At 62.7% G+C, this 23,773-nt stretch carries 21 protein-coding genes, 1 tRNA gene and 1 pseudogene; 11 read left to right on the top strand and 12 right to left on the bottom strand.

The genetic code is table 11. The annotated features are described in order from the left end of the window. Nucleotides 1-100 precede the first annotated feature (100 nt). The 4 genes from ACQKI2_RS16230 to purB form a co-directional block, all read right to left on the bottom strand. The gene (locus tag ACQKI2_RS16230) at nucleotides 101-2,236 is read right to left on the bottom strand and encodes a TonB-dependent receptor (protein WP_427380669.1); all 2,136 of its coding nucleotides are present in this window, start codon (nucleotides 2,234-2,236) and stop codon (nucleotides 101-103) included. Between the two features lie 190 nt (nucleotides 2,237-2,426). Continuing rightward, entirely contained in the window at nucleotides 2,427-3,170 is a 744-nt protein-coding gene (locus ACQKI2_RS16225) for an SDR family NAD(P)-dependent oxidoreductase (protein ID WP_427380668.1), read from the bottom strand. 109 nt (nucleotides 3,171-3,279) lie between these two features. Continuing rightward, on the bottom strand, nucleotides 3,280-4,563 hold the full coding sequence (locus ACQKI2_RS16220) for a dipeptidase (RefSeq protein ID WP_427380667.1): 1,284 nt from the start codon (nucleotides 4,561-4,563) through the stop codon (nucleotides 3,280-3,282). A gap of 138 nt (nucleotides 4,564-4,701) precedes the next feature. Continuing rightward, nucleotides 4,702-6,000 carry an adenylosuccinate lyase gene (purB, locus tag ACQKI2_RS16215; protein WP_427380666.1) on the bottom strand — a complete coding sequence of 433 codons (1,299 nt, stop codon included), beginning with the start codon at nucleotides 5,998-6,000 and terminating at the stop codon, nucleotides 4,702-4,704. 150 nt (nucleotides 6,001-6,150) lie between these two features. Between purB and recJ the strand changes: the two genes are divergently transcribed. The 5 genes from recJ (at nucleotide 6,151) to ACQKI2_RS16190 (ending at nucleotide 9,683) form a co-directional block, all read left to right on the top strand. Beyond that, a complete protein-coding gene (gene recJ, locus ACQKI2_RS16210; protein WP_427380665.1) occupies nucleotides 6,151-7,944 on the top strand; it encodes a single-stranded-DNA-specific exonuclease RecJ in 1,794 nt (597 codons plus the stop codon). Nucleotides 7,945-8,022: 78 nt separating this feature from the next. Beyond that, nucleotides 8,023-8,097: transfer RNA gene (locus tag ACQKI2_RS16205), tRNA-Glu, on the top strand. 125 nt (nucleotides 8,098-8,222) lie between these two features. Next, complete coding sequence (locus ACQKI2_RS16200) at nucleotides 8,223-8,750, top strand: cold-shock protein (protein WP_427380664.1); 528 nt, start codon at nucleotides 8,223-8,225, stop codon at nucleotides 8,748-8,750. A gap of 50 nt (nucleotides 8,751-8,800) precedes the next feature. Next, on the top strand, nucleotides 8,801-9,256 hold the full coding sequence (locus ACQKI2_RS16195; RefSeq protein ID WP_427380663.1) for a DUF192 domain-containing protein: 456 nt from the start codon (nucleotides 8,801-8,803) through the stop codon (nucleotides 9,254-9,256). Beyond that, nucleotides 9,249-9,683 carry a PaaI family thioesterase gene (locus tag ACQKI2_RS16190; protein WP_427380662.1) on the top strand — a complete coding sequence of 145 codons (435 nt, stop codon included), beginning with the start codon at nucleotides 9,249-9,251 and terminating at the stop codon, nucleotides 9,681-9,683. The genes ACQKI2_RS16195 and ACQKI2_RS16190 overlap by 8 nt, the downstream gene beginning before the upstream one ends. Before the next feature lie 17 nt (nucleotides 9,684-9,700). Here ACQKI2_RS16190 and ACQKI2_RS16185 read toward each other — a convergent pair whose 3' ends face one another. The 3 genes from ACQKI2_RS16185 to groES form a co-directional block, all read right to left on the bottom strand. Beyond that, on the bottom strand, nucleotides 9,701-11,311 hold the full coding sequence (locus tag ACQKI2_RS16185) for an acyl-CoA synthetase (protein WP_427380661.1): 1,611 nt from the start codon (nucleotides 11,309-11,311) through the stop codon (nucleotides 9,701-9,703). A 138-nt stretch (nucleotides 11,312-11,449) separates the two neighbouring features. Continuing rightward, nucleotides 11,450-13,090 carry a chaperonin GroEL gene (gene groL, locus ACQKI2_RS16180; RefSeq protein WP_427380660.1) on the bottom strand — a complete coding sequence of 547 codons (1,641 nt, stop codon included), beginning with the start codon at nucleotides 13,088-13,090 and terminating at the stop codon, nucleotides 11,450-11,452. 54 nt (nucleotides 13,091-13,144) lie between these two features. Continuing rightward, nucleotides 13,145-13,435 (bottom strand): co-chaperone GroES, encoded by a 291-nt coding sequence (gene groES, locus ACQKI2_RS16175; protein ID WP_427380659.1) that lies wholly within the window; start codon nucleotides 13,433-13,435, stop codon nucleotides 13,145-13,147. Between the two features lie 371 nt (nucleotides 13,436-13,806). Between groES and ACQKI2_RS16170 the strand changes: the two genes are divergently transcribed. The 3 genes from ACQKI2_RS16170 (at nucleotide 13,807) to ACQKI2_RS16160 (ending at nucleotide 16,435) form a co-directional block, all read left to right on the top strand. Continuing rightward, nucleotides 13,807-14,679, top strand: a complete 873-nt coding sequence (locus ACQKI2_RS16170; RefSeq protein ID WP_427380658.1) for a GGDEF domain-containing protein — start codon at nucleotides 13,807-13,809, stop codon at nucleotides 14,677-14,679. 69 nt (nucleotides 14,680-14,748) lie between these two features. Further along, nucleotides 14,749-15,951 (top strand): CaiB/BaiF CoA transferase family protein, encoded by a 1,203-nt coding sequence (locus ACQKI2_RS16165; protein ID WP_427380657.1) that lies wholly within the window; start codon nucleotides 14,749-14,751, stop codon nucleotides 15,949-15,951. A 16-nt stretch (nucleotides 15,952-15,967) separates the two neighbouring features. After that, nucleotides 15,968-16,435 carry a cupin domain-containing protein gene (locus ACQKI2_RS16160; RefSeq protein WP_427380656.1) on the top strand — a complete coding sequence of 156 codons (468 nt, stop codon included), beginning with the start codon at nucleotides 15,968-15,970 and terminating at the stop codon, nucleotides 16,433-16,435. Here ACQKI2_RS16160 and ACQKI2_RS16155 read toward each other — a convergent pair. Next, complete coding sequence (locus ACQKI2_RS16155) at nucleotides 16,432-17,250, bottom strand: SDR family NAD(P)-dependent oxidoreductase (RefSeq protein WP_427380655.1); 819 nt, start codon at nucleotides 17,248-17,250, stop codon at nucleotides 16,432-16,434. The two genes, ACQKI2_RS16160 and ACQKI2_RS16155, sit on opposite strands and share 4 nt — an antisense overlap. A 174-nt stretch (nucleotides 17,251-17,424) precedes the next feature. Here ACQKI2_RS16155 and rpsD point away from each other — a divergent pair, with 174 nt between their 5' ends. Further along, a complete protein-coding gene (gene rpsD / locus ACQKI2_RS16150; protein WP_427380654.1) occupies nucleotides 17,425-18,042 on the top strand; it encodes a 30S ribosomal protein S4 in 618 nt (205 codons plus the stop codon). 75 nt (nucleotides 18,043-18,117) lie between these two features. Beyond that, nucleotides 18,118-18,942 (top strand): annotated as a pseudogene (locus tag ACQKI2_RS16145) (polyphosphate kinase 2 family protein). A gap of 23 nt (nucleotides 18,943-18,965) precedes the next feature. On the opposite strand, the gene ACQKI2_RS16140 reads toward ACQKI2_RS16145, so the two are convergent. Together ACQKI2_RS16140 and ACQKI2_RS16135 are read right to left on the bottom strand one after the other, a co-directional pair. After that, nucleotides 18,966-19,895 carry a GIN domain-containing protein gene (locus ACQKI2_RS16140; RefSeq protein WP_427380653.1) on the bottom strand — a complete coding sequence of 310 codons (930 nt, stop codon included), beginning with the start codon at nucleotides 19,893-19,895 and terminating at the stop codon, nucleotides 18,966-18,968. Nucleotides 19,896-19,990: 95 nt separating this feature from the next. Then, nucleotides 19,991-20,959 carry a GlxA family transcriptional regulator gene (locus ACQKI2_RS16135; RefSeq protein WP_427380652.1) on the bottom strand — a complete coding sequence of 323 codons (969 nt, stop codon included), beginning with the start codon at nucleotides 20,957-20,959 and terminating at the stop codon, nucleotides 19,991-19,993. Nucleotides 20,960-21,026: 67 nt separating this feature from the next. On the opposite strand from ACQKI2_RS16135, the gene ACQKI2_RS16130 reads away from it, so the two are divergent. Further along, nucleotides 21,027-21,746: a DJ-1/PfpI family protein gene (locus tag ACQKI2_RS16130; protein ID WP_427380651.1), complete on the top strand. Its 720-nt coding sequence runs from the start codon at nucleotides 21,027-21,029 to the stop codon at nucleotides 21,744-21,746. Here the strand turns inward: ACQKI2_RS16130 and rimO are convergent. After that, nucleotides 21,728-23,083 (bottom strand): 30S ribosomal protein S12 methylthiotransferase RimO, encoded by a 1,356-nt coding sequence (gene rimO / locus ACQKI2_RS16125; protein WP_427380650.1) that lies wholly within the window; start codon nucleotides 23,081-23,083, stop codon nucleotides 21,728-21,730. The two genes, ACQKI2_RS16130 and rimO, sit on opposite strands and share 19 nt — an antisense overlap. Before the next feature lie 49 nt (nucleotides 23,084-23,132). Continuing rightward, nucleotides 23,133-23,468: a Grx4 family monothiol glutaredoxin gene (gene grxD / locus ACQKI2_RS16120; protein ID WP_427380649.1), complete on the bottom strand. Its 336-nt coding sequence runs from the start codon at nucleotides 23,466-23,468 to the stop codon at nucleotides 23,133-23,135. Nucleotides 23,469-23,773: the final 305 nt, after the last annotated feature.

The following is a 23,773-nucleotide window of genomic DNA, read 5'->3' as shown; positions in this document are numbered from 1 at the left end:
AGGTGAAGTCCCAATCCCTCTCCCTCCGGGAGAGGAGAGGCCCACCGCCATGGGCGGTGGGAGGTGAGGGGCGCCCGAAGGGCGCAGGCGCCCCCGGAGATCAGAACGTATACCGCAGACCCGCGCGGACATTGCGGCCGGGCAGGGGCACGGTGTCGCGCAGAACGGAGGTGGCGAGGCGGGCCTCTTCGTCTGTCAAATTGCGCACTTCCACGAACAGCTGCGTGCCCTCGCGGCCAATTCCGTATTCGGAAAGTTTCAGGGCGGTCTTGAGGTTGAGCAGCGTATAGTCGCTGGTGCCAAGCTGGTCTTCGCCCACGCGGCGCTGATTGTCTGCCCACTCGACGCTCGCGCCTACCATGACGCGCTGCCAGTCGGCATCCGCGCCGGCTGTCACGCGCAGGGGCGGAACGAAGGGCAGGTTGCCGCCGCTGTCGAGTTCGCCGCGAACATAATCAATCCCGGAACGGAGCTTCCAGTTGGCGCCCAGCGGGCCCTGGTTGATGTAGTATTCGCCATAGATTTCGCCGCCATAAAGGGTTGCGTCATCCTGAACGAAGGTGAAGACCGGCAGGCCGTCTTCCTCGGTCACGAGTTCGCCATCTTCCTCGATGGCGCCCGGGGCAAGATAGATGAAGTCGCTGAAGCTTGTGTGGAAGACGTTCATGCCGAAGCTTGCCCGGTCGCCCCGCCAGCGCAGGGTGCCTTCCAGGTTCAGGCCCTTTTCCTTGCTGAGGGAAGCGTCGCCCACCTCGAACTGCTCGGTGGCAAGGTGGGGGCCGAAGGCGAAGAGTTCGCTCTCGTTCGGGCCGCGCTCGGTATAGGCAATTTGCGCGCCGGCAAACCATCCGTCGCCGAAATGCTGGTGAACGCCGGCAGAGGCGCTGTAGAGGTCGAATTCGACCTTGCCCGCGTCGGCATTGTCATGCTCCAGCTGCTCGACGCGCAGGCCGCCTTCGATGCCGAAGCCGTTATCCCAGTCGCGGGTCTCGTAGAGGAAGAGAGCCCAGGAGGCCGTGTCGGTCGGTGTCAGGAAGGCTTCGCCGCCGGTCGCGTCGAGGGATTTGTCAAGGAACTGAACGCCCACAGCGCCTTCAAATCCGGCAAGGGCATGGTCAAGTTCGATCCGGCCTTCGATGCCATCGGTCTTGAAGACGGAGCTGGCTTCATCGCCCTCGATCTCGCTATGTTCGTAGTCGGAGTAAGACAGCGTGCCGGTGATGGCTTTCAGAACGGGGCCATCCAGATTGATCCCGGCGCGGAAGTCATAGCGGGTCTGTTTCAGATCCACATACGGCGAGGCTTCCTCGTCATGATCATGATCCTCATCCTCATGATCTTCGTCGTCATGGTCTTCTTCATGCGCGTGCGAGTGACCCGGCAGGCCGTATTTCGAGGTCTGCTGGCGCACGGCAAAGCCCGCAAAGGCCCGCTCGCCGACCCAGCTGATGCCGCCACCAAGGGTTTCGGTATCGAGGAAGGAATTGGGGAGGCGGCCAGAAACTTCGGCCTCTTCCTCGTGATCGTGATCGTCGTCCTCGTCGTCGTGCTCCTCATGCTCCAATTCCTCGCGGTGGCGAAGCTGGCGGGACTCGGCGAGGCCGGGGATCTTGTAGTCGCCAAAGTCGCGCTGGGAGGCGGAGAGGGTGAAGACCAGCGGGCCGGCCACGAAGGCGGCTCGCCCGCCTGCTTCGGTGCCCCTGTTAACGCCGTTCCAGGCGCCATAGGCTTCCCCGCTCACCGTGCGCTCGGGCAGGGTGTCTACGATCAGTCCGTCGATCACGTTCACCACGCCGCCAATCGCCTGTCCGCCATAGGCAAGGGCAGCCGGGCCGCGCAGGATTTCGATCTTGTCGGCATCGATGCCGTCTGCAGCGACCTGGTGGTCCGGGCTGGCAGCGGAGACATCGATCACGCCGATGCCATTGGTCAGCACCTGCACGCGCTCGGCGCCAAGGCCGCGCAGCACAGGCCGGCTCGCGCCCTGGCCGAAGAAGGTGGAGGAGACGCCCGGCTCGCCTGACAGCGTATCGCCCAGCGTGCCGGAGAGGCGGCTGACGATATCAGCCCGGTCGAGCGCGGTGGCGTTGCCGATCAGCTCGTCGCTGGAGCGCGCGGGTCCGGGCGCGGTGACGATGATGGGCGCCTCGATGCGCGGGGTGTCGGTTTCCTGGGCGATGGCGAGGCCGGCGAGGAGGTGACCGGAGATCGCGGTCAGCAGGAGCGTGCGTTTCATCTGGGAGGCTCACGGTTGAGTAATGTAATAATGTTGCAATATCGGGGCGCGCCGGTCCATGCAAGGGGCGCCGCTGTCTCACCCTGTCCAATTCCTGTCCGGATTTGTCCGGAAATTGTCCGCGTATGACAGGAAAAGGCCCGCCAGGGACGGGCCTTTGAAGACTTTTGGCGCTGTTGCGCGGCCAGGTTCAGGCCGCGCTGCCATCCACGCGCAGCAACGATCCGGTGGTGAAGCTGGACGCCGGGCTGGCGAGGTAGAGCGCCGCCGTCACGATCTCCTCGGGGTAGCCGGGGCGGCCCAGGGCATTGTCCGCAGACTGGCGCATTTCCTCCGGCCAGGCCTTGGCAATATCGGTGAGGAAGGGGCCGGGGCAGATCGTGTTGACCCGCACTTTCGGGGCATATTCATGCGCCAGCGACAGGCTCATCGCATTGATGGCCGCCTTGGCAGACCCATACGGCACCACATGCGGCAGGGGTACGAGGCTGCCCGAAGACGAGATGTTGATGATCGAGCCCCCCTCGCCATCGGCCATGCGCCTGGCCACCTGGCTGGCCAGGCGGAAAGGGCCCTTGAAGTTCAGATTCAGCACGGAATCGAACAGGTTTTCCGTCACTTCATGGCTGGCCATGCGGGGGCCGGAGCCGGCATTGTTCACAAGCACGTCAACGCGCCCGAAATGGGCATAGGATGCTTCGATCAGGGCATCGATATCGTCCCACCGCCCACAATGCGCGGCAAAGGCAAACGCCTTGCGGCCCATCTTGCGCACTTCCTCGGCGGCAGCTTCGCAAGCATCCAGCTTGCGGCTGGCGATGATCACATCGGCGCCATTCTCAGCGAAGGCCTTGACCATCTGATAGCCAAGGCCGCGGCTGCCGCCGGTCACGAGTGCCACTTTGCCGGTCAGGTCGAACAGGTTGCGCGCCATCGGTTTTCCTCCAGTTTCTGATGTTGGGGGCGAGCTTGTTTCACGCCACCGGCATCATCAACAGAGAAACCCGCTGCCTGCCGCGAGGTGAGGGTATCTTCCCTCGCGTTCAGTTCAGGACTTGCGGCGATGCCAGGTCAGAGGTGCGGGCTGCTTCCACTTCCGACATCAGGCGCAGAACGTTTCCGCCCCAGATTTTCACAATGTCTTCCTCGGAATAGCCAGCCTCGACGAGGCGCGCCGTCACCTTCGGCAGGTCCACGATATCCTTCATGCCATCGACACCGCCGCCGCCATCCCAGTCAGCGCCCACGCCGACATGATCGGGGCCAACCAGTTCCAGTGTGTAGAGCAGGTGTTCCATGAACTTCTCGAAGGTGGAGCGCGGCGGCGGAAAGGCCTTGTTCAACTCCTGGAAGGCGGCCCGGTAGGCATCGCGGGTCGCGTCATCCATCGTGGAGGTGTCACGGCCATATTGCGCTTCAAGCTCTGCGAGCGCGGCGAGGCGTTCGGGACTTGCGGGCAGGGCTTCGAGATAGGAGCCGTAGGCGTTGATCTGGATGACCCCACCATCTTCGGCGATGGCGATCAGCAGGTCGTCCGGCACGTTGCGCGGGTGATCATAGACGGCCTTGGGGCCGGAGTGGGACAGGATGATCGGCGTGGTCGATAGGGTGAGCATGTCGAGTATGGTGTCGTCCGAAGCGTGGGAGCCATCCAGGATCAGGCCCAGCTCGTTGGCGCGCCGCACCAGCGCTTCGCCAAGCGGGCTCAGGCCGCCATAGGCGGGGCTGACATCGGTGGCGCTGTCGGCAAACTGACTGTTGCGGAAGTGGGCGGGGGCGATCATGCGCAGACCGCCGATGTAGAAGGTGTCGAGCATCGAAATGTCCGTGCCCAGCGGATAAGCGTTTTCCATGCTCTGGAAGACGATTTTCTTGCCAGCAGCAGCAATCCGTTCCGCATCGGCAGTGGAGAAGGCAAGTTCAACATCCTCATGGTATTTCGCCGCGAGTTCGCGGATCGACATCTGGCGCAGAATGGCCATGTTGCGCGCGGCCAGATAGGAGGCGTCGTCCAGCGGGCCCTGCGGCGTGAAGATGACCCAGAAACCGCCATCCAGGCCCCCTTCGTTCATCCGCGGCAGATCGACATGCGTGCCATCCACATCGAAATCGCCGCGTTTGGAGAAGGTGTAATCGGGGGTGTGGAAATAGGCCGGGGTGTCGAGGTGGGTATCAAGCACCAGCGCGCGGAAATGGATCTCGTCGCTTGCCGAGCGCGCGGGTGCTTCAGCCGCCTTTGCAGGCGTGGTGCCCTCCGTTTGCGGCGCGTCAGGTGCGCAGGCCGTCAGAAGGGCGCCCAGCGCCACGCTCAGGAGTAGTTTCTTCATGCGATCAAGCCCCGCAAATGTGAGTCCAAGGATTGTGGGATGTTCACCCGCCAGCGCTGTGGGTCAACCGCAGAACCTGCAAAGAAAAGGGCAGGCCCGGAGGCCCGCCCTGATTTGAGCCGATCTGTTGTGCCTGCATCAGGCTTTGCCGAAAACGCGAGCGAAAATCGTGTCGATATGCTTGAAATGGTATTCAAGGTCGAACAGGGCATCGATTTCGGCGGCCGAGAGGCGGGCCGTAACATCCCCATCGCCTTTCAGCAGCTCGTTGAGCGGGCCTTCCTTCTTCCAGGTGCGCATGGCGTTGCGCTGCACGAGACGGTAGGCGTCCTCGCGGCTGACGCCTTTTTCCACGAGCGCCAGCAGGATGCGCTGGGAGTTGTGCAGGCCGCCCATCGAATTGATCGTAGCCAGCATGTTTTCCGGATAAACGACCAGGTTTTCCACCACGCCGGCAAGGCGGTGGAGCGCAAAGTCGAGGTGGATCGTCGCGTCCGGGCCGATACCGCGCTCGACGGAGGAGTGGGAGATGTCCCGCTCATGCCACAGGGCGACGTTTTCGAGCGCCGGGGTGACTGCCGACCGCACGAGCCGGGCAAGGCCGGTGAGGTTTTCCGTCAGCACCGGATTGCGCTTGTGCGGCATGGCGGAGGAGCCCTTCTGGCCGGCGGAGAAATATTCTTCCGCTTCCAGCACTTCGGTGCGCTGCAGGTGGCGCACTTCGGTGGCAAGCCGCTCGACTGACGAGGCGATGACACCCAGCACCGCGAAATACATCGCATGGCGGTCGCGCGGGATCACCTGTGTGGAGACTGGCTCAATCGTAAGGCCGAGCTTTGCCGCGACATGCTCCTCAACCTTCGGGTCGATATTCGCAAAGGTGCCGACGGCGCCGGAGATGGCGCAGGTGGCCACTTCTTCCTTCGCGATCACCAGGCGCTGGCGCGCCCGCTGGAACTCGGCATGGAAGGTGGCGAGCTTGATGCCGAAGGTGGTCGGCTCGGCATGGATGCCATGGCTGCGGCCGATGGTGGGGGTAAACTTGTGCTCGCGGGCACGCTTTTCGAGGGCGGCCAGCACTCTGTCGATGCCGGTCAGCAGCAGGTCTGCGGCGCGCACAAGCTGAACGTTGAGGCAGGTGTCGAGCACGTCAGACGAAGTCATGCCCATGTGAAGGAAGCGCGCCTCATCGCCGACATGTTCGGCAACGTTGGTGAGGAAGGCGATCACGTCATGCTTCACCTCACGCTCGATCTCGTCGATGCGCTCGGGCTCGAACTTGGCGCGGGCGCGGACAGCGGCGGTCGTGCCCTTCGGGATCTGGCCCATCTCTTCCATGGCTTCGGCGGCCAGCGTTTCGATATCGAGCCAGATCTGGAAGCGGGATTCGGGCGTCCAGATGGCGGCCATTTCCGGGCGGGTATAACGGGGGATCATGGTGCGCTCTCGTTCATGGTATTTCGGGGTAGTGCTCTGACGTGCCGTCTAGGCCGGTTGGCCGGGTTTCGCCAGCCCTGTGCAGCGATGGATTTCACCCTAGGGCCGGGTTGGTTTACTCTGGGCGCTGATTCTTCCGAAGGCTGCCCCATGTCCCAACCCGCCATAGTCCACGGATCGCCGTTTCTGGGCGTGGAACGCTCCGCCGGCGGGCGCCGCTGGCGGCTGGCTGAAGTGGACGAGGCGCTGGTGCGGCGGCTGATGCCGGTGGCGGCGGGGTCTGATCTGGTTGCCCGCCTGCTGGCCGGGCGCGGCGTGACGCCGGAAAGCGCGCAAAGCTATCTGGCGCCGACCCTGCGGGAGCTGTTCCCGGACCCCAGCAGCTTTGCTGATATGGACAAGGCGGCGGGCCTCATTCTGGATGCCATCCTGGAAGGAAAGCGTGTCTGCGTGTTTGCCGATTATGATGTGGATGGCGGCACGTCTTCGGCCATCCTGGCGAAATATTTCCGCGCCTGGGGCAGGGAACTCGGCCTCTACGTGCCCGACCGTTTGGAAGAGGGCTATGGCCCCTCGCCGGAAGCATTCCGTTTCCTCAAGGCGCAGGGTTATGACCTTGTAATCACGGTCGATTGCGGCGCGGCGGCGGTGCGTGCGCTGGACGAGGCCCGCGCGATTGACCTGCCGGTCGTGGTGATTGACCATCACCTTATGTCGGGCCATGTGCCGGAGGCGGCGGCCCTGGTAAACCCGAACCGGCCCGATTGCCCTTCAGGCAATGGGCATCTGGCGGCCGCAGGCGTGGTGTTCGTCTTTGCCGCGGCGATGAACCGGCTGGCGCGCCAGCGCAATCTCGCCCCGAAGGGCGGACTACCTGATATTCTGCATTATCTCGACCTCTGCGCCCTGGGCACACTTTGCGACATGTCTCCGCTGACCGGTGTGAACCGCGCCTTTGTGCGTCAGGGGCTCAGCATCATGGCGCGCGGCGAGAATATCGGCCTGCGGGCGCTCGCCGATGTCAGCGGGATTGGCCAGATCGAGAGCGTCTATCATGCGACCTTCCTGCTGGGGCCGCGCCTCAATGCGGGCGGGCGTGTGGGAGATCCCTGGCTGGCAGCCAAGCTGCTCGCCACGGATGATCGCGCGGAGGCCATCGCGCTGGCAGAGCGGCTGCATGCCTTGAACGATGAGCGGCGCGCTGTGGAGGCGGCAATACAGGAAGAGGCCACTGCGCAGGCCGAACGCGCGCTGGCGGCCAATCCCGATCGCGGCATCATCATTGCGGCAGGCGAAGGGTGGCACCCCGGCGTCATCGGCATCGTGGCGGGCCGGCTGAAGGACAGGTTCCACCTGCCCACCATCATTATCGGCTGGGGCGAGGGGCTTGGGCCGGTGGCGAAAGGGTCTGGCCGGTCGGTGACCGGCGTGAACCTTGGCGACGCGATCTCAGCGGCGGCGCGGGAGGGCGTGATCCTGTCCGGCGGCGGTCACGCGATGGCCGGCGGCCTCAGTCTTGAGCCGCACCAGATCCCCGCCTTCGACGACTGGATGGTCGCCCATATGGCGGAGTTCAAGGCGGAGCGGGACGCTGCGCTGGACCTGCACATCGATGCCATTCTTTCCCCCGGCAGCGCTACAACGGCGCTTTATGATCAGGTAGCGGCGCTCGGGCCCTTCGGCACTGGCGCGCCGGAGCCCGTGTTTGCCATGACAGATGTGATGCCAACGGGTGTGCGCCGGATCGGCGCCAATCATCTGCGCTTTACGGCGGAGAACAATACCGGCCGGATCGAGTGCATTGCCTGGCGCATTGCCGACGAGCCGATAGGGGACCTGCTGCGCACAGGGCAGCGTCTTGGCCTCGCAGGCCGCCTCAAATCTGATCAGTGGAATGGCCGCCGCCGTGTGCAACTCGAAATCCTTGATGCATCAATGCTGTGAATCTTCTGCAGAACTTCGTTTGAAACGGGTTGCAGGGTAAGAAATCACCCGCTATATGCCCGGTTCTCAAGCCGGTGCGGTCCCTTCGTCTATCGGTTAGGACGTCAGGTTTTCAACCTGAAAAGAGGGGTTCGACTCCCCTAGGGACTGCCACCAGACTTTCTCCTTACTGCTCGCTTTCTGGACGGTCATGTGACTTCCAACCCGCCTTACGGGTTAAGATCGCGTGACAAGCGCGTCCTCTCGCTCTAGGTTTCCCTGCTGGGGAATTTGGGTTGATGACTAAGACTGCAGCCAAGACCGAATCAGAGGCAACTGCCGGCGAGCCTGCCGCCCGCGTGATCGGCCATATCAAATGGTTCGACAGCGCGAAGGGCTATGGCTTCATCGTGGCTGAATCCAGCTCTGATCCCGATATGACCGGCGATGTGATGGTGCACATCTCCTGTCTGCGGGATTATGGCGAAAACTATGCCGATGAAGGCGCCAAGATTGTGTGTGATGCGGTCCGCAAGGAGCGTGGCTGGCAGACGGTCCATATCATCGAGATGGAACGCCCCCGCGCTGTGCTGGCTCAGGAGAAGGGCCTGCGGCCGGACTTCGAAACGGTAACCCTGAAATGGTTCAACCGCGCGCGCGGCTATGGCTTCGTGCTGCGGGATGGCGACGATACGGATGTGTTCGTTCATGCCGTTGCGCTCCGGAAGGCCGGCTATGAAGAGATCGAGCCGGGTACGCGCATCGAGGTGGTGATCGAGGCTGGCGCGAAGGGCGAGCATGTCTCCTTCGTGAAACAGCGCCGGTAGAACCGCGCTAGGCGCTTGCCGCCTGCAGAAGGCCCCGGTAAACCAGCGCCATGATGCGCTTCATCCTCACCCTCGTATTCGCTGCGGCCATGTTCGTTCAGGCCGCTTTCGCCCAGCTTGAAACCTCACCTCTCGGCATCAAGTCGGGCGATGAAACGCACGCCTTTACGGTGGAGATGGCGGTCACGCCTGAAGAGATCCAGCAGGGCCTGATGTTCCGTCAGGAACTCGCCCCCGATGCCGGCATGCTGTTTGACTTCGGCATGACCCGTCAGGCCAGTATGTGGATGAAGAATACGCTGATCCCGCTGGATATGCTGTTCATTCTGGAAGATGGCCGCGTGATTGCGATTGCCCGCAACGCCCAGCCCGGTTCCCTGCGTTCCATCGGTCCGGGCGTGGCGGTGCGCGCAGTGCTGGAGATCCCCGGCGGGCGGGCCAAGGAGCTTGGCATCGAGCCGGGCGATACGGTCGTTCACCCCCTCTTCGGCAATACCGGTGGCTGATAGCCATCCGGCAGAGCAGCCGCCGCGTGATGGCTTCGCGCTGACGCCCTCGCGCGGGAAGTTCACGATCCATAATGGGCCGAGCTATCGGGCAACCGCGCCGGGCGATATGCGTACCGGTCTCTGGGTGCTGGACCGGCACTGCAACGGCATGGGCTTCCTGCATGGCGGGATGATGTCAGCCTTTGCCGACAGCGCGCTGGCCTGGGCCGTATGGAGCGCAACCGGCAAGATGTCCGTCACGATCCGGCTGACGCTGGAATTCATGGAAATTGCCCGTGAGGGCGAATGGATCGAAGCCCATCCGGAAGTTTCCTCCGTGGACGGGGATTTCGTGCATGTCAGCGCGAACATCGTGAAGGAAGACGGCGGCCTTGCCGCACGCGCCAGCGCAGTGTTCCGCTCGGTGCGCCGCAAGGCCGATTGAGCCTTGGCCAGACTACCTCAGCCTGGAATGCCCAATTCCTGCAGCGCAAACGCCTTGATCGACTTGTAGTCTGCCTTGCCATTGGGCGCGCGGCCCAGATTGTCCTTGAACAGAATACGTTTGGGCGCCTTGTAGCGGGCGATCCTTGACTGCACGAAAGCGCGCAACTCGTCTTCGGTGGCAGCGCCGTTCAACGAAACCACGGCTGTCACGGCTTGTCCCCATTTGTCATCCGGGACGCCAACGACCAGCGCGTCGGTGACCGCCGCGTGGGATTTCAGCGCTTCCTCTACCTCTTCGGGGTAGACCTTTTCGCCGGCCGTATTGATGCAGTTGGAGCCCCGTCCGAGCAGGGTGATCGTGCCGTCCGCCTCTACGGTGCACCAGTCGCCAGGGATGGCGTAGCGCATGCCGTTGATGGTCTTGTAGGTGCGGGCCGTTTTCTCCGGATCCTTGTAGTATCCCAGCGGCACGGCGCCGCCGCGCGCGATGAAGCCGGGCTCGCCGCTGCCGGGCTGCACTTCGCGGTCGTCCTCGGTGAAGACCTTGCAGCTCGGCCCGATCTCGAACCTGGAAGTCTGTGTGCCGCCATCGGCGGTGGTGACGGAGCTGCCGAAGCCGACAGCCTCAGAGGCGCCGAAGCTGTCGTTCAGCGCCGCTTGCGGCATGTGTTTCAACAGGCCGTGCTTCACCTCCGCGCTCCACATCACGCCGGAGGAAATGATGGCCAGTACGCTGGAAAGGTTCCAGCGGCCGGGATTTTCTTCCAGCGTCTGCAGCATCGGCTTGGCGAAGGCGTCGCCCACGATGGCCATGGAGGTGACGCCATTGGCGTGGACCGTATCCCAGAGGTTTTCCGGGCTGAATTTGGTTTTCTCCGACAGCGTCACCACGGCGCCGCCATTCAGTATGGCGCCCATCGCCGTGAACCAGCCGGTGCCATGCATCAGCGGGCAGGCGGGCACCTGCCTGGAGAAGCGGCCAACCGTAACAGCATTCTGGACATGCTCTTCCATGGTCTCGGGCACCGGGCCGCCGAGCTTGCGGACGCCTTCCATGCTCGCCTCGCGCCAGATGTTGTGCGTCCACATCACGCCCTTCGGCAGACCGGTGGTGCCGCCGGTATAGAGCAGAAAGATCTCGTCCCCGGAGCGCTCGCCCTTCAGGGGCGAGGGATCGCCCTCAGTGGCCATCGCCTCATATCCGTGGGCGAACGGGGCCACCGTATCGCCGCCGATCTGCACCCAGGCGATGACGCGGGGCAGGCGGGCGCGCACGCGCTCGACTTCGGCCAGGAACTCAGCGTCGAAGAACACCACGGCCGAGTCCGAATTGTCGATGATATAGACGAGTTCGTCGTCCAGATAGCGGTAGTTGACGTTGACCGGGGAGAGGCTGGCTTTGAAGCAGGCGGCCATCGCCTCCATGTATTCCGGCTGGTTGCGCATGTAGAAGCCGGCCTTGTCGCCGCGCACAGCGCCGAGGCCGAGCAGGGCGCGGGCCAGACGGTTTGTGCGGGCGGTAAAGTCCGGCCAGTAGATGCGGCGCCCGCCATGGGCGAGGGCAAGATCATCCGGCCCGAGCGCCGCACCCACGGCATCGAGCATGTCACCGAAATTCCAGTCCATCCGTTTCCTCCGCAGCATTGTTTTTGGTGATGCTAAGGAGGCGGCGGCAGGCCCGCAATCATGACCCAAAGTAAACAGCCCCCCGGATTGCTCCGGAGGGCTGTCTGATGTCTTCGCTGGGATGCGAAGGGGGAGGACTTAGAAGTCCATACCGCCCATGCCACCCATGCCGCCCGGCATGCCGCCACCAGCAGACTCTTTCTTCGGAGCTTCGGTGATACCGGCTTCCGTCGTGATCAGCAGGCCAGCCACCGAGGCAGCGTTCTGCAGAGCCGAGCGGACAACCTTCACCGGGTCGATGACGCCCATCTGGACGAGGTCACCATACTCTTCGGTCTGGGCGTTGAAGCCGTAGGAGCGCGACTTGTTGTTGACGATCGTGTTGACGACCACCGAACCTTCAACGCCTGCGTTCTCGGCGATCTGGCGAGCCGGAGCTTCCAGGGCCTTGCGGACGATGTCGATACCGGCCTTCTCGTCTTCATTGGCGCCGACAACATCGATGTGACGCGAAGCGCGCAGGAGCGCGGTGCCGCCGCCAGGAACGATGCCTTCTTCAACAGCAGCGCGGGTTGCGTTCAGGGCGTCGTCGACGCGGTCCTTACGCTCTTTCACTTCCACTTCAGTTGCGCCGCCAACCTTGATCACGGCAACACCGCCAGCGAGTTTCGCCAGACGCTCTTGCAGTTTTTCACGGTCATAGTCGGAAGAAGTGTCTTCGATCTGCTTGCGGATCTGCGAAACGCGAGCTTCGATTTCTTTCTTCTTGCCGGCGCCGTCGACGATGGTGGTGTTGTCCTTGTCGATCGAAACGCGCTTGGCTTTGCCGAGCATTTCCATGCCGACGTTCTCGAGCTTGATGCCGAGGTCTTCGGAGATGACCTGGCCACCGGTGAGGACAGCGATGTCCTGCAGCATGGCCTTGCGGCGGTCGCCGAAGCCAGGGGCTTTGACAGCAGCGATTTTCAGGCCGCCGCGCAGCTTGTTGACCACGAGGGTGGCGAGGGCTTCGCCATCAACGTCTTCCGCGATGATGAGCAGCGGCTTCTGCGACTGAACAACCGATTCAAGGATCGGCAGCAGCGGCTGAAGGCTGGAGAGCTTCGACTCGTGGAGGAGGATCAGGACGTCGTCGAGTTCAACGATCATCTTGTCCGGGTTGGTGATGAAGTAGGGGCTGATATAGCCGCGGTCGAACTGCATGCCCTCGACAACGTCGAGTTCGGTTTCGAGCGCCTTGGCTTCTTCAACCGTGATGACGCCTTCATTGCCGACTTTCGCCATGGCTTCAGCGATCATGGCGCCGATTTCGGTTTCGCCATTGGCGGAGATGGTGCCGACCTGGGCGATCTCTTCGTTCGTCTTCACCTTCTTGGAGTGGTGAGCAAGGTCGGAGATGACTTCGGCGACGGCTTTGTCGATGCCGCGCTTGAGGTCCATCGGGTTCATGCCGGCAGCAACGCGCTTCATGCCTTCGCGGACGATGGCTTGGGCCAGAACGGTTGCGGTCGTGGTGCCGTCACCTGCGGTGTCGTTGGCTTTCGATGCCACTTCGCGCAGCATCTGGGCGCCCATGTTCTCGAGCTTGTCTTCCAGCTCGATTTCTTTCGCCACGGTGACGCCGTCCTTCGTGGTGCGCGGGGCGCCGAAGGACTTTTCGATGACCACGTTACGGCCTTTCGGGCCGAGCGTGACTTTCACTGCGTTGGCGAGGATGTCGACGCCGCGGAGCATTTTCTCGCGGGCATCGGCGCCGAAAACAACGTGTTTTGCAGCCATGTGAGTTACCTCTTGTGTTATGTCTGGGGTTCAGAAAGACAGGTTGGGGCGGACTTACTTGTCCAGAACGCCCATGATGTCGCTTTCTTTCATGATCAGCAGGTCTTCACCTTCGATCTTCACTTCGGTGCCGGACCATTTGCCGAACAGGACGCGGTCGCCTTTCTTGACGTCGAGCGGAATGCGCTCATTGTCGTCGCCGATGGCGCCGTTGCCGACGGCAACCACGATGCCTTCCTGCGGCTTTTCCTTGGCGTTATCGGGGATAATGATCCCGCCTTTGGTTTTTTCTTCTTCTTTCACGCGGCGCACGACAACGCGGTCATGCAGGGGACGAAGTTTCATTGCAGTGCCTCTTCGATCAAAGCTTCCTCGGGTGAATAAGGTGACGGGGTCTCCGCCGGCGCAGCGTTAAGCGCGCATCGTTAGCACTCGCCCGAGCCGACTGCTAACGATGCGGCGGAGATAGGGAATCCCGATGCCGGCGTCAACAGGGACGAAATGAACCTTTTCTGACGACGCGCGTACTGGGGATAGGCGGCTTGGCCCTGCCAGCCTTTTTTTATCGCTCTGCAGTCTCCGCTGCAGAGCGTTTTAGCTATGTCATTGGTAAATTTTGGATTTCGCAGCTTTGCTCAACTGAAGGCTCTATGAAAGCGCGAATTCAAAACTCCTGAGATAGATTTGCAAGGCTAAGTCCGCAGGAGCCGGTATCCATGACATTTTCCCGCCATGACGTCTGGAGTGCTGTGAATTTCTTTGTGCTTGTGGCGGCAACGGCTCTGTCTCTGTCGTTCAGCGTTTCTCTTCTCTTTTACAAGCTGGGCCTGCCGGCCGATATCGGGGCCTATATCCGTCTGAACCTGTTCGTTTCCGGCTGTGTGGCCCTGCCGACGGCGATCATTGCCTCGCTGCATGATTTCCATATGCGCGCCTATCAGCGCCGGCTTGAGGAAATGGCGTGGACTGATGCGCTTACAGGGCTCCTGAACCGCCGCTTCTTCGTGCATTCGGCCGAGGAAGAGCGCTCGCGGATGCGCCGCACCAAGGAAAGAGCCGCCATTGTTCTGATCGACCTCGACCATTTCAAGGAAGTGAACGATCTCCACGGCCATACCGGGGGCGACCTGGTGCTGAAGGAAATTGCGGCCATCGCTCATTCCGAGCTGCGCGGGCCTTTTGACCGCCTCGGCCGCTGGGGCGGGGAAGAGTTCGTTGTTTTGCTCAGCAGCGTCAGCCGGGAGCAGGCAATGCTGGTGTGCGAGCGCCTGCGCCGCCGCATCGAAGAGACGGTGATCGAGATTTCCGGCAAGGAAGTGTCGGTTACTGCGAGCTTCGGGCTTTGCATGATGGCGCCGGAAACGCCGCTGAATGCCGCCATCGAATGCGCGGATGGCGCCCTCTACGAGGTCAAGCGCCTCGGCAGGAACAAGGTGCTCTGCCGCGAAGTTCCCGAAGGGGAAGCTGCTCCCATCGTGACCACGCTTCCCATACGCCGCCGGTTCGGTTCGCGCGGGCAGCGGGAGGGCCTTGGGCTTCCCCACGCCAATGACAGCACGAACGAGCCTACCCGGCAGGTCGGCACCTGATAATCTGCCCCCGGCTTGCCGCATGCCTGATTTCCTGATTGGAAACAGGCCGCATCCGGGAGACGTGTCATGGTAGCATCGCAGCCCCGTACGGGTCCGCTCACGGACCTGCGGGTCATCGAACTTGGCCAGCTGATTGCCGGGCCCTTCTGTGGGCAGATTTTTGCCGATATGGGCGCCGATGTGATCAAGGTGGAGCCGCCCGGCCAGGGCGACCCGCTGCGCGACTGGGGCCGGGAAGGCTTTCCGCTCTGGTGGTCGGTGGTCGCACGCGGAAAGCGCTGCATCACGGCAAACCTGCGCGAGAAGGAAGGCCAGGACATTGTCCGCCAGCTTGTGGCGCAGGCAGACTTTCTGCTTGAGAATTTCCGCCCCGGCACGCTGGAGAAGTGGGGGCTGGGGTATGAAGACCTCCGGAAGATCAATCCGCGCCTCATCATGATCCGGGTATCGGGCTATGGGCAGACCGGTCCTTATGCCTCTCGGGCTGGTTATGCCTCGGTGGGCGAGGCGATGGGCGGGCTGCGCTATGTGATGGGCGAGGCAGACCGGCGTCCGTCACGCGCGGGCATCTCGCTGGGTGACAGTCTGGCGGGCCTCTACGCCGCGCTCGGCGCGCTCGCGGCCCTGCATCACCGTGAGAAGACGGGGGAAGGGCAGATGATCGACGCGACCATCTACGAGTCCGTGCTCTCGGTGATGGAGGCGCTCGTTCCCGAATATCAGTTCGAGGGATACACGCGCGAGCGGTCCGGATCGATCCTGCCCAACATTGCCCCTTCCAACATCTATGAAGGCAGCGATGGCATGGTGATCGTGGCTGCCAATCAGGACACGGTGTTTGCCCGCCTCTGCGCCGCCATCGGCCAGCCGGAGCTGAAGGATCATCCCGATTACAAGACGCATGTTGCCCGCGGCCGGAATCAGAAGCAGCTGGATGATCTGATCCAGGCCTGGGCGTCCGCGCGCACCATTGATGAGATTGAGCAGATCATGATCGAGCATGGCGTGCCCGCCGGCAAGGTTTACCGTGCCGCGGACATGCTGTCTGATCCCCACTATGCATCGCGCCAGTCCCTCACCGAAGTGCCCAGCCCGCGCTGGCCGGGCATGCGCCAGCAGAATGTATTTCCGAAGCTTTCAGCCACGCCGGGCCAAATCCGCTGGGCGGGGCCTGACTCCATCGGTCAGCATACAGAGGAGGTGCTGACAGAGCTGCTGGATCTCTCGCCCGAGCAGGTCGCCAGGCTGCGCGCCAGCGGAATAGTCTGAAAAAAGGAGACCCGTCATGCCGAAGATCGACATCTCCAATGCACCCGAGGGCCAGGGGACGCGGTATCCTTCTCCGCATGGAGCGCCCTGCGCGCAGCGCCGCTGGCGGGCGCTGGGTAACGCCGCCGGGCTCACCCAGTTCGGCGTGAATCTGCTGACGCTCGATCCCGGTGTCTGGTCATCCCAGCGCCACTGGCACACCCATGAAGACGAATTCGTCTGGGTGCTGGAAGGCGAGGTCGTGATGATCACCGATGCCGGACGGGAAGTGATGCGCGCGGGTGACTGTGCCGGGTTTTCGGCTGGGTCTGGTGACGGGCACCATTTCATCAATGAGGGCGATCAGCCGGCGAAGCTGCTCATCGCCGGCTCCCGCGATAATCGTGACGAGTGCAGCTATCCCGACATCGATATGCACTTGCACTCCGGCCGGTATGAAGATGCCCCGCCGCGTTACACCCGCAAGGATGGCACGCCTTACTAGCGTGCGGTCAGGCCCCCATCGACGACATGCTCCTGGCCGGTGATGTAGCTGGACGCATCAGACGCCAGGAACAGGATCAGTTCGGCCACTTCATCCGGTGTGCCAGGGCGTCCCATGGGCGTGCTGCCAGCGGCAATGACGGCCGGGTCCAGCCCATTGCCCCCAAAGGCGGCGGTGATGGCAGCGGATTGTTCCTTCTGCATCGTCTCGGTCATGCGGGTCAGGGATTTCTGCCAGATTGGCGTGTCGATAATGCCGGGATGGACCGAATTGACCCGGATCTTCAGCCCAAGCTGGGCGCATTCCATGGCCGCTGCCTTGGTGAAAAGGCGTACAGCGCCCTTGGACGCGCAATAGGCGCTGGCGCCAGACGCGCCCCGCAGGCCAGCCACGGACGAGATGTTGATGATCGAGCCGCCAGCATCCTTCATCGTGCGCATGGCAGCGCGCGTGCCCAGGAACACGCTGTCGGTATTGACCGCCATCTGCTTGCGCCAATCGGCCAGGGAATAGGTCATTATGGCGCCGCCAATGGCGATGCCGGCATTGTTAACCAGGATCGACGGCGTGCCGAGCAGGTTCTTGGTGTCCGCAAAGACGCTGTCCCAGACCGCTTCGTCCACCACGTCCTGCTGGCAGGAGGCGGCTTTGCCACCAGCCTTGTTGATCTCGTCTGCCACTGCCTTGGCGCCTGCGCCATCCAGGTCAGTTGCCATCACTGCGGCGCCTTCGCGCGCCAGAATTACCGCTGCGGAACGGCCAATGCCGCTGGCCGCGCCTGTGACGATCGCTACCTTACCTTTAACTGATGCCATCGATTCCTCCCTGTTTTGCGCCGGACTCTAGCAGCCGCCGCGCTTGACGCGAGAGGATTATTGGTGTTTTACCCGCCGCTTCATGACGGGGTGATGCGGTGCCGCCGTTGTAATCGTGGGCTCTTTTACTTGAGCATTAGCCCACCGGCCCGCGTCGAGTGAGAGGACATTGATATGTCTCGTCGCCATAGTGCGAAATACAAGATCGACCGCCGGGTCGGTGAAAACATCTGGGGCCGCCCCAAGTCTCCCTTCAACAAGCGCAACTACAAGCCGGGCCAACACGGCCAGAACCGCCGTAACAAAGTCTCCGACTTTGGTATGCAGCTCATGGCGAAGCAGAAGCTGAAGGCTTACTACGGCGACATCACCGAGAAGCAGTTCGCGAAAACCTATGTCGAAGCTGCCCGTATGAAGGGCAACTCGGCTGAGAACCTGATTGGCCTGCTGGAATCGCGTCTCGACGCGGTTGTCTACCGTGCCAAGTTCGTTCCGACCGTGTTCGCAGCACGTCAGTTCATCAACCACGGCCACGTGATGGTGAACGGCCGCCGCTGCAATATCGGCTCGGCCCGCCTGAAGCCGGGCGATGTGGTTCAGGTCCGCGAGAAGTCGCGCAACCTGGCTCTGGTGCTCGAAGCGCTCGGCAGCCCCGAGCGTGACATTCCGGAATATGTGGAAGTCGACCCCAAAGCGATGACCGCCACCTATAAGCGCATTCCGGCTCTGGCCGACGTGCCGTATCCGGTGAAAATGGAACCGGCCCAGGTGGTCGAGTTCTACTCGTCGTAAGACGCCTGTTTTTCTTGAACTTTCGGGAAGGCCGCGCCAGACTGGTGCGGCCTTTTCATTTTCCGGGAGATCCTCTTGGCCATTCCTTCGATTGCCGCTGTCCGCAAGTCCCTGATCGCGCGTCCGGGCAAGCCGTTCGCGCTGAACGAGCGGCCAACGGCTGACAGGGAGCTGTTTCCCAATAAGGAGGAGGCTGAGACCAGCCTGAAGAAGGACGCCGCCTGCATCAACGAGATGAAGAACATGCTCTATGCCGAGGGCCGCCGGGCCTTGCTGGTGGTGCTGCAGGGTATGGATACGGCAGGCAAGTCCGGCACCATCAAATCTGTGTTCGCTGACACCACGCCGCTGGGCATGGAGGTCAAGGCCTTCAAGGCGCCGAGCGGCGAGGAACTGGCCCGCGACTATCTCTGGCGCGTCCATAATGCCGTGCCGCGCCGGGGGCATGTCGGTATCTTTGACCGGTCCCACTATGAGGATGTGCTGGTGGCCAAGGTGCGGGCCCTGGCCCCGCCGGAGGCAATCGAGCAGCGCTATGACCAGATCAATGCGTTCGAAAAGCATCTCTCCGAGAACGGTTACACCATCGTCAAATGCATGCTGAACATCGGCTATGAGGAGCAGGGCATCCGCCTCAAGGAGCGGCTGATGGAGCCGCACAAGCTGTGAAAGTTCAATCCCGGCGATCTGGATGACCGCTCCCTCTGGCCGCAGTTTATGGGCGCGTATGAAACCGCTGTCAGCCGCTGCTCAACGCGGCATGCGCCCTGGTATGTCATCCCCGCAGACAGCCGCACGCGGCGCAATGCGATGATCGCCCGTCTGGTGCGCGGGGCGCTGGAAGATATGGATCTCAAATGGAAAGACCCCGGACATGATCCGGGGTCTTACGATATCTGACGGGCCCTGGTGGGGCGTGGCCGTTATCTGAAGGTCACGTCGCCGCCGCTGGATTTGCTCACATCCTGCTGGGCGGGGCGGCCTTCGAATGAGATGTCTGCGCCGCTCGAGGCGTTTGCGCTGGCAGAGACCGAGGCGAAGGCATCGACATCCGCGCCGCTCGACGCGCTAACGGTTGCCGTTTCGCATGTCAGCTTGGCCGCATCGACATCCGCGCCGGACGAGGCCTTGATGCTGACGCTGGCGCAGGCGCCAGCCGCTTCCACGTCGGCGCCGCTGGAGGCGCTGATTTCGAACTGCGCCGCCTGAAGCGAGCGGAGAGTGATTTCACCGGAGGAGGAGGCCGACACCTTCGTCGCGCCCGTGCCTGTCACGAGGGCGTTCACGTCGCCGGAGGATGAGGCGCTGACGTCCAGTGTGCCGGCTTCAAATGCGCCCGCTTCAATGTCGCCGGAAGAGGAGACGTCGATCTTGGCGTTGGCCGCGCGGCCGGACAGGGTGAGGTTGCCGGAAGAAGACGTGCGAGCCTCGAATGAGGCGGCATCAATGCCGCTGGCGTTGGCGGTCGAAGATTGGGCAACCTTGATGCCTTCCAGGTTCGGGCTGGTGACGCGAACGGTGTAATAGGGAACTTTCTTGCCGTTCACGCGCACGGTTTTTCCGCCGTCGGACACCCGGACATTGCCGCCACCACCGAAGATGCCCTTTTTGTCGATGCTGACGCGCGTGATGACGAGGGTATCTCCGTCTACGGACACTTGGGCGTCGGAGAAGTCGTTCCCGTCCGTTTCGATCACCACGGAGATGCCGGGGCCGGCGGTGTAGATGACGTTCATCGCGCCTTTGGCTTCAATCTGGTCGAAGGCGCCGACATTGACGGTCTTGGTATCGGCGAAGGCGAGGGGGGAAGCGAGCAGGGCAATCATTGCCGTCGCGGTCATGGTTTTCAGCATGGGGGCCTCCTTTGGGGCTAGAAGCGTGTTGAAGACCATATGGATTATCGAAATACGATATGTCAATCGTTGTTTTTCGATAAGCATCCGATTTTTCAGGAGGCCTGCCGCTGACGTCTCAGGACCATAGGGGGTTGGCCATAGGCCTTAACGAAGGCCACGCGCATTCTTTCCGGATCGGAAAATCCGGTCTTTTCCGCCACTTGCTGGATAGAGAGCGCCGTTGTTTCGACGTATTGGCGGGCTGCTTCCAGGCGCAGCTTCTCCACCAGCCTTGCCGGCGTTGTACCCGTTTCGGCGCGGAAGACGCGCGCGAAGTTGCGGGCGCTCATCCCGGCCCTTTCGGCCATGGTCTCGACATTGATGTCTTCTGCCAAATTCGTCCGTATCCAGCCGATCAGGGCGTCAAACCTGCCGGAAGCCAATTTCAGGTCCTGCATCACGGAAAACTGCGATTGCCCGCCATGGCGGCGATGGTGGACCACGAGTTCCCGCGCAGCGGCCTGCGCGACGTCATCGCCAAGGTCATCGGCGACAAGAGCCAGAGAAAGATCGATGCCTGCCGTGATTCCGGCCGATGTCCAGTATTTTCCATCACGTACATAGATGCGGTCTGCATCGAGTTTGATGGCCGGAAACAGCCGCTGGAAACTTTCCGAGCGGCGCCAATGGGTTGTGGCGCGCCGCCCATCCAGCAGGCCGGCGGCGGCGAGCAGGAAGGAGCCGGAGCAGACCGAGCAGGTCCGCCGCGTGCGGTCTGAGAGATCGCGAATGGCGCTCAACATGGCGGCGTCTGCCATTGCGGTGCGCGTGCCTTCGCCGCCGGAGACGATCAGCGTATCCAGGGTGAGGCCCGCGGGAAGTTTTTCCGAATGCATCTGCACGCCGGAGGACGCGCGCACCGGGCCGCCCGTCAGAGAATAGACGGTCAGGCCGTAGGGCGCTGGCGACAGGCCGCGCGCGGGCATTTCAAACACGCTGATCGGGCCGGCGGCGTCCAGCAGCTGAAACCCGTCGAAAATCAGGATGCCAATGGCGCGGGCCGAGGGATTGGCTGAAATCATGGGAACATTGTCCTTTCTGCCAATCTCGCTTTAAGCCACAAAAGTCCTGCCAGCAAGGAGGCCGCCGATGAGCCAGAAACCCTTCACAACCGTTTTCGCGATATACCCTGACCTTACTCACCTTGATTTCACCGGTCCGCATCAGGTGCTGTGCCGGTTACCGGGGGCAGAGACGATCATCGCCAGCCGTGAGGGTGGGGAGATAGTGGCGGAGGGCGGGCTTGTCATCGGCCGCACACGGAAATTATCTGAAGTGGAGCAGTGCGACCTGATCTGCGTGCCGGGCGGGATGACTGCCACGACGGTTGCGCTGGACGAGGCGTTTGTCTCCGAAGTTCGCCGCCTGGCGCTGGGCGCCAAATATATCACGTCTGTCTGCACCGGTTCGCTGATCCTGGGAGCTGCAGGATTGCTGCAGGGCAAGCGCGCGGCCTGCCACTGGGCCTGGCGGGGCCTGTTGCCGGAATTCGGGGCGATCCCGGATGAGGGGCGCGTGGTGCGCGATGGCAATGTGTTTACGGGCGGCGGCGTGACGGCAGGCATCGACTTTGCCTTCACCATGATGGCCGAGATTGCGGGCGAGGCCTATGCCAAGGCGCTGACGCTGGGCCTGGAATATGCGCCCGCGCCGCCTTTCGGGGGCGGGCGCCCGGAACTGGCTGACGGCGAGACCCTGGCCAGGGTTGCCGGGACAATGGATAGCGCGATGGCGCGGCGGGTGGCCGAGGCACAGGAGGCAGGCGCCCGGATGCGGGCTTTGGCTGGCGCTCAGGCAGGGGTGCCGTAAAGGTCGTAATCGTCGGCGCCGGTGATCTCTGCGCGGATGATGTCGCCTGCTTTCAGGTGGCTGGCGTTTTCCAGATAGACCACGGCGTCAACTTCCGGGGCGTCGGCCTGCGTGCGGGCGATCATCTCGCCGGCCTCTTCGCCGGGGCCATCGATGATGACGTCCAGCGTGCGGCCGACCTGCGCTTCGGCGCGGGCGGCGGAGACTTCCGCCTGGGCGGCCATGAAGCGGTGCCAGCGATCTTCCTTCACGTCCTCGGGGATATGGCCTTCCAGCTTGCCGCTTTCGGCATGTGCGACGTTTTCGTATTTGAAACAGCCCGCCCGGTCGATCTTCGCTTCACGGATGAAGTCCAGCAGGATCTGGAAGTCTTCTTCGGTCTCACCGGGGAAGCCGACAATGAAGGTGGAGCGGATCGCAAGGTCTGGCACCTCACCGCGCCATTTCTGGATGCGGCTGAGCACTTTGTCCTGATTGCCGGGGCGCTTCATCGCTTTGAGGACGTTGGCGGAGGCATGCTGGAACGGGATGTCGAGATAGGGCGTGATCAGGCCCTCAGCCATCAGCGGGATGACGTTATCCACGTGGGGGTAGGGGTAGACATAGTGCATCCGCGTCCAGACGCCGAGGCTGCCGAGGCCCTTGGCGAGATCGAGGAAGCGGGTCTGATATTCGCTGCCGCGCCAGGTTTCCGGCTTGTATTTGATGTCCAGTCCGTAGGCGGAGGTGTCCTGGCTGATGACGAGGAGTTCCTTCACGCCGGCGGCCACCAGCTTTTCCGCTTCCATCAGCACATGATGAATGGGGCGGGAGACGAGATCACCGCGCAGTTTCGGGATGATGCAGAAGCTGCAGCGGTTATTGCAGCCTTCGGAGATTTTCAGATAGGCGTAATGCCGGGGCGTGAGGCGCAGGCCGCTTTCGGGCACGAGATCCAGATGCGGATTGTGCGGCGGGGTAAGGTGAGTGTGGACGGCCTCCATCACCGCTTCATACTGGTGCGGGCCGGTGACGGCGAGCACCTTGGGGTGGGCCTTCTCGATCACTTCGGGCTCAGCGCCGAGGCAGCCAGTGACGATCACGCGGCCGTTGGCTTCGATGGCTTCGCCGATGGCCGAAAGGCTTTCATCGCGGGCGGAGTCGAGGAAGCCGCAGGTGTTGACGAGCACCAGGTCTGCGCCCGCATAGTCCGGGGCGATCTGGTAGCCCTCGGCGCGCAGGCGGGTGATGATCCGTTCGGAATCGACCAGCGCCTTCGGGCAGCCAAGCGAAACGATGCCGACTTTCGGCGTCCTGGCGGGCCGGATGGGAGCAGGGGCAGTCAGAGTGGTCGTCATGCGCGCCCCGATATAATGAAACGGGCCCGGCGCAAAGCAGGACTTGCGGTCAGTCGGCCAGTTCGATGCCCTTTTCGGCCATCAGGTCGCGCAGTTCGCCGTTTTCGAACATCTCCTTGATGATGTCACAGCCGCCGACGAACTCGCCCTTCACATAGAGCTGCGGGATGGTCGGCCAGTTGGTGTAGGCCTTGATGCCTTCGCGGACGGCCTGATCTTCCAGCACGTTGGTGGAGACATATTCGACGCCCAGATAGTCCAGAATCTGGACCACGACCGAGGAGAAGCCGCATTGCGGGAAAGTCGGCGTGCCCTTCATGAAGAGGACAACGTCGTTGCTTTTGACGGCCTTGTCGATGGCGTCGAGGGTGGCCTGATCGGTCATGAGAGTGTCTCCGCGTTTCTCGTTCATGTGAGGCGGCAGGGCGGCGGGGTCAAGAGGGCGCTCCATATGGCGGTGTCCGGACTGGCGGGGCCATCCGGGGTTGGGGTGGTGCGGGTGGCCCTCAAGGTGGAGCCTGCGCGGCGGGCGCCGCGGCGCCCGGATAGAAAAGATGTTTGCGGTGTGGGCGCTTTCGCCCGCCGCGCACTGCCGCCGGAGTTTCGGGCAGTTTTCGGGATGACTTCGGCGCTGCCAGGCCTTGACCACTTACCCTCACTCTCGTGACCTTGGATAAACACCAAGGCGGG

The sequence above is a fragment of the Hyphomonas sp. NPDC076881 genome (assembly GCF_050269995.1).
Classification (GTDB): Bacteria; Pseudomonadota; Alphaproteobacteria; order Caulobacterales; family Hyphomonadaceae; genus Hyphomonas.
This window is presented reverse-complemented; position numbering and strand designations above follow the sequence as displayed.

Coding starts and splice junctions, on each gene's coding strand:
- ACQKI2_RS16130 (WP_427380651.1), top strand. CDS start 21,027: ATGAGCCAGAAACCCTTCACAACCGTTTTCGCGATATACCCTGACCTT.
- ACQKI2_RS16170 (WP_427380658.1), top strand. CDS start 13,807: ATGACATTTTCCCGCCATGACGTCTGGAGTGCTGTGAATTTCTTTGTG.
- rpsD (WP_427380654.1), top strand. CDS start 17,425: ATGTCTCGTCGCCATAGTGCGAAATACAAGATCGACCGCCGGGTCGGT.
- ACQKI2_RS16140 (WP_427380653.1), bottom strand. CDS start 19,895: ATGCTGAAAACCATGACCGCGACGGCAATGATTGCCCTGCTCGCTTCC.
- groES (WP_427380659.1), bottom strand. CDS start 13,435: ATGAAACTTCGTCCCCTGCATGACCGCGTTGTCGTGCGCCGCGTGAAA.
- rimO (WP_427380650.1), bottom strand. CDS start 23,083: ATGACGACCACTCTGACTGCCCCTGCTCCCATCCGGCCCGCCAGGACG.
- ACQKI2_RS16200 (WP_427380664.1), top strand. CDS start 8,223: ATGACTAAGACTGCAGCCAAGACCGAATCAGAGGCAACTGCCGGCGAG.
- ACQKI2_RS16185 (WP_427380661.1), bottom strand. CDS start 11,311: ATGGACTGGAATTTCGGTGACATGCTCGATGCCGTGGGTGCGGCGCTC.
- ACQKI2_RS16135 (WP_427380652.1), bottom strand. CDS start 20,959: ATGATTTCAGCCAATCCCTCGGCCCGCGCCATTGGCATCCTGATTTTC.
- purB (WP_427380666.1), bottom strand. CDS start 6,000: ATGATCCCCCGTTATACCCGCCCGGAAATGGCCGCCATCTGGACGCCC.
- ACQKI2_RS16160 (WP_427380656.1), top strand. CDS start 15,968: ATGCCGAAGATCGACATCTCCAATGCACCCGAGGGCCAGGGGACGCGG.
- groL (WP_427380660.1), bottom strand. CDS start 13,090: ATGGCTGCAAAACACGTTGTTTTCGGCGCCGATGCCCGCGAGAAAATG.
- recJ (WP_427380665.1), top strand. CDS start 6,151: ATGTCCCAACCCGCCATAGTCCACGGATCGCCGTTTCTGGGCGTGGAA.
- ACQKI2_RS16230 (WP_427380669.1), bottom strand. CDS start 2,236: ATGAAACGCACGCTCCTGCTGACCGCGATCTCCGGTCACCTCCTCGCC.
- grxD (WP_427380649.1), bottom strand. CDS start 23,468: ATGACCGATCAGGCCACCCTCGACGCCATCGACAAGGCCGTCAAAAGC.
- ACQKI2_RS16155 (WP_427380655.1), bottom strand. CDS start 17,250: ATGGCATCAGTTAAAGGTAAGGTAGCGATCGTCACAGGCGCGGCCAGC.
- ACQKI2_RS16165 (WP_427380657.1), top strand. CDS start 14,749: ATGGTAGCATCGCAGCCCCGTACGGGTCCGCTCACGGACCTGCGGGTC.
- ACQKI2_RS16220 (WP_427380667.1), bottom strand. CDS start 4,563: ATGAAGAAACTACTCCTGAGCGTGGCGCTGGGCGCCCTTCTGACGGCC.
- ACQKI2_RS16195 (WP_427380663.1), top strand. CDS start 8,801: ATGATGCGCTTCATCCTCACCCTCGTATTCGCTGCGGCCATGTTCGTT.
- ACQKI2_RS16225 (WP_427380668.1), bottom strand. CDS start 3,170: ATGGCGCGCAACCTGTTCGACCTGACCGGCAAAGTGGCACTCGTGACC.